Annotated in this window: 9 protein-coding genes; 7 read left to right on the plus strand and 2 right to left on the minus strand. The window is 70.2% G+C overall.

Annotated elements, in window-relative coordinates; translation table 11 throughout:
• Positions 1-164: 164 nt before the first annotated feature.
• The 3 genes from R4823_RS04220 to R4823_RS04230 all read left to right on the plus strand — a co-directional run bounded on the left by R4823_RS04220 (position 165) and on the right by R4823_RS04230 (position 4,488).
• Complete coding sequence (locus tag R4823_RS04220; protein ID WP_338617591.1) at positions 165-1,328, plus strand: aminopeptidase; 1,164 nt, start codon at positions 165-167, stop codon at positions 1,326-1,328.
• A 39-nt stretch (positions 1,329-1,367) separates the two neighbouring features.
• A complete protein-coding gene (locus tag R4823_RS04225) occupies positions 1,368-3,062 on the plus strand; it encodes a long-chain-fatty-acid--CoA ligase (protein WP_338617593.1) in 1,695 nt (564 codons plus the stop codon).
• Positions 3,063-3,144: 82 nt separating this feature from the next.
• Positions 3,145-4,488 (plus strand): phospholipase A, encoded by a 1,344-nt coding sequence (locus tag R4823_RS04230; protein WP_338617594.1) that lies wholly within the window; start codon positions 3,145-3,147, stop codon positions 4,486-4,488.
• Positions 4,489-4,495: 7 nt separating this feature from the next.
• Here R4823_RS04230 and R4823_RS04235 read toward each other — a convergent pair whose 3' ends face one another.
• Positions 4,496-5,380, minus strand: a complete 885-nt coding sequence (locus R4823_RS04235) for an inositol monophosphatase family protein (protein WP_243724377.1) — start codon at positions 5,378-5,380, stop codon at positions 4,496-4,498.
• Positions 5,381-5,651: 271 nt separating this feature from the next.
• On the opposite strand from R4823_RS04235, the gene mnmC reads away from it, so the two are divergent.
• Positions 5,652-7,541, plus strand: a complete 1,890-nt coding sequence (gene mnmC / locus R4823_RS04240; RefSeq protein ID WP_338617595.1) for an FAD-dependent 5-carboxymethylaminomethyl-2-thiouridine(34) oxidoreductase MnmC — start codon at positions 5,652-5,654, stop codon at positions 7,539-7,541.
• Positions 7,542-7,874: 333 nt separating this feature from the next.
• Entirely contained in the window at positions 7,875-10,103 is a 2,229-nt protein-coding gene (locus R4823_RS04245; RefSeq protein ID WP_338617597.1) for a TIM-barrel domain-containing protein, read from the plus strand.
• A 257-nt stretch (positions 10,104-10,360) separates the two neighbouring features.
• On the opposite strand, the gene R4823_RS04250 is transcribed toward R4823_RS04245, so the two are convergent.
• Complete coding sequence (locus R4823_RS04250; RefSeq protein ID WP_338617598.1) at positions 10,361-11,179, minus strand: copper resistance protein NlpE N-terminal domain-containing protein; 819 nt, start codon at positions 11,177-11,179, stop codon at positions 10,361-10,363.
• Positions 11,180-11,371: 192 nt separating this feature from the next.
• On the opposite strand from R4823_RS04250, the gene R4823_RS04255 reads away from it, so the two are divergent.
• Together R4823_RS04255 and coaE are read left to right on the plus strand one after the other, a co-directional pair.
• Positions 11,372-12,226 carry an A24 family peptidase gene (locus R4823_RS04255; protein WP_338619114.1) on the plus strand — a complete coding sequence of 285 codons (855 nt, stop codon included), beginning with the start codon at positions 11,372-11,374 and terminating at the stop codon, positions 12,224-12,226.
• Entirely contained in the window at positions 12,220-12,861 is a 642-nt protein-coding gene (gene coaE / locus R4823_RS04260; protein WP_087837615.1) for a dephospho-CoA kinase, read from the plus strand. The genes R4823_RS04255 and coaE overlap by 7 nt, the downstream gene beginning before the upstream one ends.
• Positions 12,862-12,869 lie beyond the last annotated feature (8 nt).

The following is a 12,869-nucleotide window of genomic DNA, read 5'->3' on the forward strand; positions in this document are numbered from 1 at the left end:
CTCCTGAACGTTGCCCCGCCGCGGGTGCGAGCGCGCCGCGCCTTGTCCAGGCGGTCGCGAAGGCGGGAAGGGCCGATGTGCCGCGCCGTGTCCGGCGTCGCCGGCGGGGTCGTGTGCCCCGGGGCCGGCGGTTACCATAGCCATTATCTCCAATGAGCTTGTCCATGGCGAGTGTAACGACGAGGGGCCGGGCGGCCTGGGGTGCCCTGGTCCTGGCAGCGGCGCTGGCCGGGTGCGCCGACCTGCGCTACTACGCGCAGTCGATAGGCGGACATTCGTCGCTGCTGCAGGCGGCGCGGCCGGTCGAAGAGGTCCTGGCCGATCCCGCCACTTCCCCCGATTTGCGCGAGCGATTGCGTCATGCGCAAGACGCGCGCCGCTATGCCAGCCAGGTGCTGGGCCTGCCCGACAACCGCAGCTACACCGAATACGCCGACGTCAAGCGCCCCTACGTGGTCTGGAACGTGTTCGCCACGCCGGAACTGTCCCTGCGGCTCAAGCAGTCCTGTTTTCCGGTGGTGGGATGCATAGACTATCGGGGCTACTACAGCGAAGCCGAGGCCCGGCGGACGGCCGCCGAGCTGAAGGCACGGGGCTGGGACGTGCACGTGGGCGGCGTGCCCGCCTATTCGACGCTGGGCTGGTATCCCGATCCCTTCGTCAACACCTTCATCCGCCTGCCGCCGGCCGAGGTCGCGCGCCTGGTTTTCCACGAGCTGACCCACCAGGCGGTCTACGCGAAGAACGACACGACCTTCAACGAGTCGCTGGCCACGGCGGTGGAGCAGATCGGCGTCGACCGCTGGCTGCGCGAGCCGCAGAACCAGTCGCTGCGGCCCGCGTACGAGGCGTTCGATGCGCGCCGGCACGATTTCGTCGCGCTGCTGCTGGAGACGCGGCGGCAACTGGCGCAGGCCTACGGCGAGACCGGCGCCCGCCAGGGGCCGGCGCCCACCACGCCCGATCCGGCGGGCCTGGGGCCGGACGAGATCGAGCGGCGGCGCGCCCGCAAGGCCGAGATCATCGCCGACCTGAAGTCCCGCTACGAGCGGATGAAGCGCGAGCGGTGGCATGGCTACGCCGGCTATGATGCCTGGTTCGCGCAGACCTTGAACAACGCGCAGTTCGCGGCCATGGGCGCGTACCACCAGTGGGTACCGGCGCTGCTGGCCATGGCGCGCCGCTGCGAAAGTTGCCGCGACGGCAGCCTCGCGCCGTTCCTGGACGAGGCGCGCGAGTTGGCGCGCCTGCCGTATGCCGAGCGCCGGCGGCGATTGCTCGCGGAAACCGGACGCGCGCAGGCGGCTGGGCTATCATCGGCGCAATAAGCCGACACCGCGCGGCAAAGACTGGACCAGGAGACGTGCATGCAAAGACCGTGGCTGGCGTACTACCCGCCGGGCATTCCCGCCGACATCGACCCGGGACGCTACCGGTCCCTGATCCAGTTGCTGGAGGAATCGTTCGAGCAGTACGCCGGGCGCCCGGCCTTCGTCTGCATGGGCAGGACGCTTGCCTACGCCGACATCGACGCCATGTCGCGCAAGCTCGGGGCCTGGCTGCAATCGCGCGGGCTGCCGCGCGGCGCGCGCGTGGCGCTGATGATGCCCAACGTCCTGCAATACCCCGTGGCCATCGCGGCGGTGCTGCGGGCCGGCTACACGGTGGTCAACGTCAACCCCCTCTACACCGCCCCGGAACTGGAGCACCAGCTCAAGGACAGCGGCGCCGAGGCCATCGTCATCCTGGAGAACTTCGCCCACACCCTGCAGCGGGTGCTGTCCGCCACGGCCATCCGGCACATCGTGGTGGCGTCCATGGGCGACCTGATGGGCGGCGTGAAGGGCACCGTGGTCAATGCCGTGGTGCGCTACGTCAAGAAGCTCGTCCCGCCGTTCAGCCTGCCGGGCGCGGTAAGCTTCCGGCGCGCGCTGGCGCAAGGGGCGGCGCGGGAACTGGCGCGCCCCGAGATCGGGCCCGACGACGTCGCCTTCCTGCAGTACACCGGCGGCACGACGGGCGTGGCCAAGGGGGCCGTCCTGTTGCACCGGAACCTCGTCGCCAACGTCCTGCAATGCGATGCCTGGCTGCTGACCGACGAGCAGCCCGCCAGGCAGGGCGGACAGCGCACCCAGCACATCTTCGTCTGCGCCCTGCCGCTGTATCACATCTTCGGTCTGACGGTGTGCGCCCTGCTCGGCATGCGGGCCGGCGGCCTCAACGTGATGGTGCCCAATCCGCGCGACATTCCCGACCTGGTCAGGACGCTGTCGGGCTACCGCTTCACGCTTTTTCCCGGCGTCAACACGCTGTTCAATGCGCTGCTGAACAACGAGAAGTTCCGTTCGCTGGATTTCTCGGGGCTGCGCGTGAGCGTGGGCGGCGGCATGGCGGTGCAGAAGGCGGTGGCCGACCGTTGGCGCGAGGTGACCAAGTCCCCGCTGTGCGAGGGCTACGGGCTGTCGGAGACCTCGCCGGTGGCCTGCTGCACGCCCATCAACATCAAGGAGTATTCCGGCACCATAGGCATCCCGCTGCCGTCCACCGACGCGGCGATCCTGGACGACGACGGCGCGGCGCTGCCGATAGGCGAGCGCGGCGAGATCGCGCTGCGCGGCCCGCAGGTCATGCCGGGCTATTGGAACATGCCGGACGAGACCGCCCGCGTCATGACGGCCGACGGATTCTTCAAGACCGGCGACATCGGCATCATGGACGAACGCGGCTACATCCGCATCGTCGACCGCAAGAAGGACATGATCCTGGTGTCGGGCTTCAACGTCTATCCCAACGAAGTCGAGGCCGTGGTGTCCCAGCACCCGGGGGTGCTGGAGTGCGCCGCCATCGGCGTGCCCGACGAGCATTCCGGCGAGGCGGTGAAGGTGGTCGTGGTCAAGCGCGATCCGGCGCTGACCGAGCAGGACCTGAAGGCCTTCTGCCGGGACCGCCTGACCGGCTACAAGCGGCCGCGCTACATCGAGTTCCGGTCGGAACTGCCCAAGTCCAACGTCGGCAAGATCCTGCGGCGCGAACTGCGGACCGGCACCGAGGCGGCCGCCTAGCGGGTACCTCCCGGCCGTGCCCCTACAATGGCGGCGTCTGCCCGATCGCGGGCATTGTCCGGGAGTTCACATGCCAGGTCGGATGGCTGACCATCGTCTTCGTGCGTCGCATGGCGTCGTGCGCCGCGCGCTCGCGCCCGCGGGCCTCGTCGCCTTGATGGCGGCAGCGCCGTTGCAGGCCGACGCGGGCGTGACCTTCAAGCTGGACCGCCTCCAGGCCGGGCCCGGCGAGACCGTGCGTATCGAGGCCATGTTCTTCAATGAAGGCAACGCCACGGTGGCCTGGGACGCGCCGCGCGAGCTGGTGCTGCAGTGGCGGGACGCGGCCGGCCACGTCGTGCGCGCGCCCGCGCGGCTGGACGGCGGCACCGCCGTGCTGCAGATTCCCGTGGGCCAGTTCTCGCGCGCGACCTGGTCGGCCGTGGTGCCCGAGCAGGCCCGAGGGCTGCAGGCCATCGCGATCGAGGGCGAGCCCGTGCTGCTGGCGCTGGATGCGACGCCCGCCGAGAAGGGCGCCATCGTGGGATCGCCGGCGATCGGCCCCATCGTCGACCCGCGCGCGCCCAACGCCGTGCCACAGGTGCCGGACAACGGCGTGCTGGCCGCGGTCAGCGGCATTTCGGCGGGGTCGGGGCCGGGCAGCACCGCGCTGTCCGGGCCGGCGCCGGCCGAGGCTGCCGCCCCGGGCAACGACGAGCACGACGTATTGAGCCGCTTCCGCAGCGCGCTCTCGCCCTACGAGCCGGTGTACTTCAGCTTCGGCGCCCGCCCGAACCTGAACGCGCGCTTCCAGGTCAGCCTGAAGTTCAGGCTGTTCCAGCCCAACGACGGCGAGGAAACGGGCTTTCTCAACAACCTGTACCTGGGCTACAGCCAGACCTCGCTGTGGGACATAGGCGAGAACTCCGCGCCGTTCCGCGACAGCAGCTACCGCCCCGCGGTCTTCTGGCTGTCCGACCGGGTCTGGGAATCGCAGGATCGCCGCAAGTCGCTGGGTTTCGACGGGGGGTTCGAGCACGAGTCCAATGGCCGCGACGGCGACACCTCGCGCGCCATCAATTCCCTGTATGCCCGGCCCACGCTGCGCTACCGCCTGGATGACGGCAGCACCCTGAGTTTCGGCCCCAAGATCAAGTACTACATGACCCGCGAGGGCAATCCGGACATCGCCGACTACCGGGGCCACGTCGACTACCAGCTGCGCTGGGCCAAGGACGATGGCCTGATGGTGTCGGCGCTGGTGCGCAAGGGCCACGAGAAGGGATCGCTGCAACTGGACATGGCCTACCCGCTGCGCAAGCTGGGCCTGGGCCGCCTGAACGGCTTCCTGCACGTGCAGTATTTCAACGGCTACGGCGAGACCCTGCTGGACTACAACGTGCGCGCCAAGTCGCAGGTGCGCATCGGCCTGATGATCGTGCGCTGAGCGGTCTTCAGCCCGCGCCGGCGGCCTTGAGGTTGGGGCCGATCAGGTCGTGCAAGGCCTTGGCCACGCCGGGGCCGCCGGCGACGATGTTGCCTTGCTCGGGCCAGGGAGCCCGCCCGAACGGGTCGAAGGCCTGCCCGCCGGCTTCGCGCACCAGCAGCGTGCCGGCGGCGACGTCCCACGGCTTGAGCCGCAGTTCCCAGTAGCCGTCGAAGCGCCCGCAGGCCACCCAGGCCAGGTCGAGCGCCGCGGCGCCGTTGCGGCGCACGCCGCGCGTGCCGTGCATGGCGTCGCGCAGCATGGGCAGGTAGCTTTCGGTGAACGACATATCGCTGTAGGGAAAGCCGGTGGCCAGCAGGGCATCGGCCAGGGTTTCCGTGCGCGAGCACTGGATGCGGTGGCTGTTGAGCCAGGCGCCCACGCCGCGTACCGAGGTGAACATCTCTTCACGACAGGGATCGTAGATCACTCCCACCACGGGCCCGGGCTCGCACCGCGTCTCTTCGAAGGCGATGCCGCAGCCTTCCTGGGCCACCAGCGCGATGGAAACGGCGTAGTGGGGAATGGCATGGACGAAATTGGTGGTGCCGTCCAGCGGGTCGATGTACCAGCTGGCGGGACCGGAAGGCGAGCCCCCCGTCTCCTCGGCCACGATGCCGTATTGCGGCGTGCGCGCGCGCAGGACCTCGATGATCGCGATTTCGGCTTCGCGGTCCGCCTGCGAAACCAGGTCGTTGCGGGCCTTCAGGTCGATCACCAGTTCCGAGCGCTTGTGCGCATAGGCTTGCAAGATCGCCGCGCCGGCGTGCGCGGCGGTGACGGCGGCTTCGAGCGCCTTGAAGAGATCCAGCGGGACGGGCTTGTCCATGGTGGCGGCTGCGGGGATGCTCATACAGGGAGTGTACCCCCCCTACGCGCTTACGCGCGCCCCCCAGGGGGCGATGCGGGTGGACCGGCAAAGCTGGATCCACTGCATCCTGGGTCTAGTACCGTTATCTTGGGTTTGGCACGGGTGCTATCGCTGGCTGCCAGCGGTAGCAACGGTGATCCAATCCAAGAAGCGCGTACTAGACCCAGGAAACCGCGGATCTGGCTTTGCCAGTCCGCCGGTTTCGCCCCCTGGGGGGCGCCCGAAGGGCGTAGGGGGGGTTATCATCCTCGCCGTGTTTACCCCCCTGACTCCTTCCCGCCCGGCCTTCGATCAGGACGGCCTGCCTTATAGCCCGCTCTACGGCGACATCTACCATGCCGCCCAGGGGGCGTTGGAGCAGGCTCGCCATGTGTTCCTGGCGGGCAACGGTCTGCCGGAGCGATGGCGCGGACGCGAGCGCTTCACCGTGTGCGAGACGGGATTCGGGCTGGGGCTGACTTTCCTGGCGCTATGGCGCGCCTGGCGCGACGATCCCCGGCGCAGCCGGAGGCTGCATGTGGTGTCCGTCGAGGCCCATCCCTTCGCCCGCGAGGACCTGGCGGAGCTGCTGCGCGCGCGGGTGCCCGCCGGGTGGGACGACATGGCGGCGCAACTCTTGGCGCAGTGGCCGCCTCTTCTTCCCGGCCTGCACCGGCTGGACCTGGATGGCGGCGCGGTGACGCTGACCCTGGCCTTCGGGCTGGCCGAACAGATCGTGCCCCGGCTGGTCCTGCGCGCGGACGCTTTTTTCCTGGATGGATTCAAGCCGTCCGCGAATCCCGGCATGTGGTCCGAGCCGCTGATGAAGGCGCTGGCCAGGCTGGCCGCGCCGGATGCCACGGCGGCGACCTGGGCGAGCGCCGGCGCGGCGCGCCGCGCCTTGCAGGCGGCGGGTTTCGAGGTCGAGCGCAGGGAGGGCTTCGGCGGCAAGCTGCACATGACGGTGGCGCGCCATGCGCCGCGCTTCGAGCGCCGCCACGCGCCGGCCGAGCCGCCGTCCTTCGCCGAGCGCCATGCCATCGTGGTGGGAGCGGGCATCGCCGGGGCCGGTGTGGCGCATGCGCTGGCGTTGCGTGGCTGGCGCGTGTCCGTGTTCGATGCGGCCTGGACTTTTCCCCCGCAAGGTGGCGGCCATCTGGCCGCCGCATTGACGCCGTTGCTGGCCCGGGACGACAGCCCCCGCGCGCGCCTGAGCCGTGCCGGTGCCTTGCGCGCGGCCGCGCGCTGGGCGCCGTGGATGGACGGCGGGATCGTCGCCCGCTGCGGCACCGTGCAGCAGGCCAAATCCGACGACAAAGAGGCCGGCATGCGCGCCATGCTGGAGGAGCTGCGTTTTCCGGCCGACTGGGTGCGACCGGTGACGCGGGACGAAGCCAGCGCGCTGGCGGGTTGCCCGACGGCGCGCGGCGGGGTCTATTTTCCGGGCGGACTGCGGGTGCGTCCGCGCCTGCTGGGGGCGGCGCTGCTGTCCCGGCCGGGCATCGAAGTCCGGGCGGCCCGGGTAGCCCGCATCGAGGCGCTGGCGGCGGACGTGCCGTCGGGCCGCCGGTGGCGGGCCCTCGACCAGGAAGGCGCCACGCTGGCCGAGGCCGAGATCGTGGTGCTGGCCAATGCGGCCGAGGCGCCGCGGCTGCTTGCCGCCAGCGGACTGGCCGCCGACGGCGAACTGCCGGGTTTCTTCGGGCAAAAGGCCATAGCGGGACAGATCACGCTGCTTCCCGCGCAAGATGCCGCCTGGCGCCCGCCGCGCTGCGTGGTGGCGGGCGACGGCTACGTGCTGCCCGCCGTGGACGGCGCCTGCGTGGCCGGCAGCACGTACGTCCACGATGCCTCGCGCGCCGTCGTCACGGCCGAGGGCCACGCGGTCAACCTGGACCGGGCCGCGCGGCTGCTGCCGGAACTGGCCGGGGCCGGCCTGGATCCCGGCGCGTTCACGGGCTGGGCCGGGTGGCGCGCCGTGCTGCCCGGCAGGTTGCCGGTGATCGGCGAATCGCCTGTCCATGGCGGGCTCTGGGCCGCCTCGGGCTATGCCTCGCGTGGCCTGAGCTGGTCGGCGCTGGGAGGCGACATACTGGCCGCTTCCCTGGAGGGAGAACCCATGGTGCTGGAGGGGGATTTGCTGCGCTCGATCGCCTGGCGCTGATCCCGGGCCGAATCGTGGGAAAATAGCGGGATTAACAGCAAAAAAGACGTGCCTGGGGGCGCGCGGTGCCCGGCCCGCGTGTCCCGATCCGCTGCTTCCAGGGGCGCGGGATGGCCCCGGATACGGCCTTGCCGGGCCTCTCGCGGCGCCCCGCGAAGCGCGTCCGTGCGGGAGACGGCTTCTTCCACGGTTTATTTGCCTCCCCGAATCCGTCAAAATAGAGGTTTTGGCGAAAAAGTGCGGTCATTTGCCGCATTTGGGGCGGATAGCGGGGCCTCGCGAGGGTTGCGTCTTTGCTATTGCCAATCTGTCGAAAGCGATCGAGGGAAACCTGTGCCACTTCAATTCGACTCCTCCCGCTACCAGCGTCTGGAATCCCTGTCTCTCAACACGACCAGCCCGTCCGCCGTCCGTTTCACGACGGACCAGGGCCAGCCGGTGCTGGTCGAGGCCAGCGCGCCAGGCGTGTTCAGGTTGAGCATGGGCACGCCCGCCGCCACCGGCAAGCCGGCCTCCGGCTCCGCCACGCGCGCCGCCGCCCTGCATGATCTGCTGGCCCGGGACGAGGCCATAGGCGAGGCCGTGGTTGAACAGGCGGATGTGGCCGGCCAGCCCGGCTGGCGCATCGTCCAGGGCGACAACGTACTCGAGATCGCCGCCAATCCCGTGCGGCTGGCCTTGTACCGCAAGGGGCAGCAGGTGCTGGCCTCGTCCGCGGACCAGGACCTGTGCCCGCTCGGCACCGAAGACGCCGCGGCCCCGACGTCGTGGGCCCTGTGCTTCGACCTCGCGGCTGGCGAAGCCGTCCACGGCCTGGGCGAAAGCCGCATCATGCTGGACCGCCGCGCCGAGCGCGTGGTGTCCGACGAGGCCGAGTCGCGCGCCCTGCCGCTGGCCTGGAGCCCGCGCGGCTGGGGGCTGTACGTCAATACGCTCGAATCCGTCGTGCACGACATCGGCCTGCCCGAGTTCGCGCCCGACAGCTACGTGGTGACCGTGGCCGACGCCCAGCTGGACGTGTTCCTGTTCGTGGGCGAGCCGGCCGAGATCCTGAACCAGTACACCCAGTTGACCGGCCGCGCGGGACAGCCCACGCTGTGGAGCATGGGCACGTGGCTGCACCAGGCGCCCGATACCGGCGCCGAGCAGCTCGCCGCCGTGGCCGGCCAGATGCGCAGCCGCGGCGTGCCCCTCGACGCCGTGTCGTTCCGGCCACCCGCGGCCTGGGAGATCCGCGCCAAGCTGAACCTCGAATGGGACGCCGCCCGCTTCCCCGATCCGCGCCAGGTGCTGGGCGAGTTCAAGGGCCTGGACCTGAAGGTGTGCGCACCCGGTTTCCCGGGCGTGCCCACCCATAGCCCCATGTTCGCCGAACTCGAGGACAAGGGCTGGCTGCTGACCGACGAATCCGGCGCCGCGCAGGTGTTCGCCGGCGTGCCCGCCAGCGCGGGCGTCGCCTTCGGCCTGCTCGACCTGACCCACCGCGACGTGTGGACCTTCTGGCGCGACAAGATCCGCCAGGTCATGGACGAGGGCGTCGATGCGGTGTCCTGCGACATCCAGTTCGACATCCCCGACGGCGTCGAGGCGCGCAACGGCGATACCGGAGCGCGGCTGCGCACGGCCTATCCCATGCTGGTCAAGCGCTGCCTGTTCGAGGCGGCGGCCTGGAACAAGACCCCGCCCGAGGGCGTGGTGTGGAGCCGCGATCTCTTCCCGACCGGCCAGCGCCTGCCCATGCAGGCCCCCGTGTCCGTGCCCAACACCTGGGAAGGACTGGCCGAATCGCTGCGCGCCGCGCTGACGGCGGGGGCCAGCGGGCTGCCCGCCCATGCCCACGACATCGGTTCGCCCCAGCATCCGCGCGACGCCATGACGCCCGAGCTGTACCTGCGCTGGCTGGCGGCCGGCGTGTTCAGTTCGCACCTGCGTTTTCACGCCGTGCCGGGGCTGCTGCCCTGGGACTTCGGCGAGGAGGCCTTCCAGCACGCGCAGACGCTGATGCAGTGGCGCTATAGGCTCATTCCCTACGTGCTGGGGGTGATCGAGGACGCGGCCCGCACCGGCCTGCCGGTGCAGCGTTCCATGGCCCTGTCCTTCCCGGACGATCCCGAGGCGCATGCCCACGAGCTGCAATACCTGCTCGGCCCGGCCCTGCTGGTCGCGCCGGCCGTGCAGCCCGGCAACCAGATCCGCGTCTATTTCCCCAAGGGCGAAGCCTGGTGGGACCTGAACACGGGCTGGCGCTACGAGGGCGGCACGACCTGGACCTTCGAATGCGGCCTGGACCGCCTGCCCGTGTTCGGCCGCGAAGGCCACATGCTGTGCCTGGGCCCCGCCGCCCAGCACACCGGCGAGTTCAACTCCGCCCGCATCCTGGACGAGGTCTGGCTGTTCGGCATGCCCGTGCACAACCCCAGCGTGATGCGCAACAAGATCCGCGTCATGCAGATGCAGGGTTCGAGCTACGCCAAGGGCCTGGAAGGCCTGAAGATCCTGCCCTCCGAAGGCCTGGAAGTGAAGCGCCGCGGCGCCGAGGTACGTATCTCTCGGGCGAGGTAGAAGCCCCCCCCTACGCGCTGACGCGCGCCCCCCAGGGGGCGAAACCGGCGGACTGGCGGAGCCAGATCCGCGGTTTCCTGGGTCTAGTACCTGTTTCTTGGCACGTTACACCGTTGCTATCGCTGGCAGCCAGCGAAGCACAGGTGCTCCAACCCAAGATAAAGGAACTAGACCCAGGATGCGGTGGATCCGGCTTTGCCGGTCCACCCGCATCGCCCCCTTGAGGGGGCGCCCGAAGGGCGTAGGGGGTGGGCCTATCAGTCCTCGCAGGGGCTGTCCAAGGTGCCGCGGGCCAGCTTGTCTACGACCACCGACTCTACCGGGGGTTCGCCGCTGCGGGCGATGTGGCCGTCTATCCACATCAGGACCGGGGTGCCGGGGGCCACGCGCAGTTTGGCGTAGGCGTCGGCCAGGGCCTGGGCCTGGCCGGTGGGCGACACCGGATAGCGCTTGCCGGTGCTGCAGATGGCGAAGGTGGGCTGGCCGTCCTTGGCCACCACCTTGCCGCGCATGGTGAAGGTGTCGGTGATGAAGTCCACCTCGAACTGCTGGGTCAGGGCGTAGTTCAACGTGGACTGGATGGGTTCGCCGTTCTGGTCCAGCATGCGCAGCGTGCTGCCGGAGATGAACTCGTAGAGTCCGCCCTCGTTGCGGTCGCCGATCAGTCGGATCTGGTCGGGCGAGTCGAACAGGCGTTCCCAGCGGCCGGTGCTGATGAAGCTTTGTTCCTTGTTGTCGCGCGTGCCGAAATACACCCGGCGCATGCGCCAGGTCCAGTCGGGCAGCAGCGTGAGCGTGACGCGCTGGCCGGCGCAGTCGGCGCAGGGGATCACGCCGCGGAAGGTTTGCGGCTGGGCCAGGGGCACGCCCCTATCCTGTCCGTCTCGCTCGGCCTGTTCCCGCGTCACGGCGGGCGGCGGCGGGATCACCGCGTCGGCGGCGGCCAGGGTGCCGGAGCGCTCGCGGTCGGGCAGGGGGATCGAGCACGCGCCCAATCCGGCCGCCACGGCCAGGGCGGCGGCCAGGGTGGCAAGGCGGGAAGGGGCGGGGCGGGAGGAAAGGGGCGGGTTGGTCATGACGGCTCCGGCTCTTGAGATTTATCGCAAGTCTAACCTGTTGCGTCTGCCGGCATGCGACGGGAAGCGCGGCGGGCATCGACGGATGCCGTGCCGGGAGCAGGACATTTATTGCCGTGCCCGTCCCACGCGGGGCCCCGGGGGCGGTTAAGCTTGCGGGGGGCCGCCGTGGCGGCGTTTACATCCTTGTCTATGTCATTCGTGCAGATACTCGCGGCCACCCCGTGGCTGGCCTATGCGGCCGCCGCCGTGCTGGGGCTGGTGGTGGGCAGCTTCCTCAACGTCGTGATCGCGCGCCTGCCGCAGATGATGCAGCGCGCCTGGCAGGAGCAGTGCGCGGAGCTGCACGGCGCCGCGCAACCCGGGCAGGCCCGCTTCGACCTGGCCTATCCCCCCTCGCATTGTCCGGCCTGCCGGCATCCGATCGCCTGGCGCCACAACATCCCGGTGCTGGGCTGGCTGGCGCTGCGCGGCCGCTGCGCCCATTGCGCCGCGCCCATCTCCTGGCAATACCCGCTGGTGGAACTGGCGTCGGCGGCGTTGTTCGCGGCCTGCGTCGTGGTGTTCGGCGTGACCTGGACCAGCCTGGCCGCCATGGCATTCTGCGCGGCCTGCCTGGCGCTGGCCGTGATCGATCACCAGACCTCGCTGCTGCCGGACGACCTGACGCTTCCGCTGCTGTGGGCGGGCCTGTTCGTCAACCTGTGGGGCGGTTTCGCCTTCCTGCCCGACGCGGTCATCGGCGCGATGGCCGGCTACGGGGTGCTGTGGTCCGTGTACTGGCTGTTCCGCCTGCTGACGGGCAAGGAAGGCATGGGCTACGGCGATTTCAAGCTGCTGGCCGCCATCGGCGCCTGGCTCGGGTGGCAGAGCCTGCCGCTGGTCATGGTGGCGGCCTCGCTGGCCGGTGTGGCGGTGGCCGGGGTGCTGATGATCGCCGGCCGCGTGCGGCGCGACCAGCCGCTGCCATTCGGGCCGTACCTGGCGGCGGCGGGCGTGGCCGCGATGTTCGCGGGCGACGCATGGATTAAGCTGCTGGCATGGTAGGCACACTTCCTTCTTTCCCCGCCCGTCCCTTGCGCGTGGGCCTGACCGGCGGCATCGGATCCGGCAAGACCGCCGTGGCCGATATCCTGGAGGCGCAGGGCGCGGCCGTCATCGATACCGATGCCATCGCGCATGCGCTGACCGCGCCGGGCGGACTCGCCATCGAGCCGCTGCGGCGCGAATTCGGTCCGGACATGATCGGTCCCGACGGCGCGATGGACCGTCCCCGCATGCGGGCCCTGGTGTTTTCCGACGCACAGGCCAAGACGCGGCTCGAGGCGCTGATCCACCCGCTCATCGGCCAGGAGGTCGAGCGCGAGGCCGCCCGGCGCCAGGGGCTCTATCAGGTCTTCGTGGTGCCGCTGCTGGTGGAGTCGGGTCGCTGGCGGGACCGGGTGGACCGGATCTGCGTGGTCGATTGCGACGAGGCCACCCAGGTCCGGCGCGTGCAGCGCCGCAGCGGCCTGGCTCCCGACATGGTCGCCCGCATCATGGCCGCCCAGGCGACGCGCGCCCAGCGGCTGGCCGTGGCCGACGACGTCATCCTCAACGATGGCCAGACCACGCCCGGCCAGCTGTCCGAGCGTACGCTGGCCCGGCATCGCGCGTGGCTCGACCTGCTGGCGCTGCCCTAGCAGGCTGC

Source organism: Pigmentiphaga sp. CHJ604 (assembly GCF_036972535.1).
Lineage (GTDB): Bacteria > Pseudomonadota > Gammaproteobacteria > Burkholderiales > Burkholderiaceae_B > Pigmentiphaga > Pigmentiphaga daeguensis.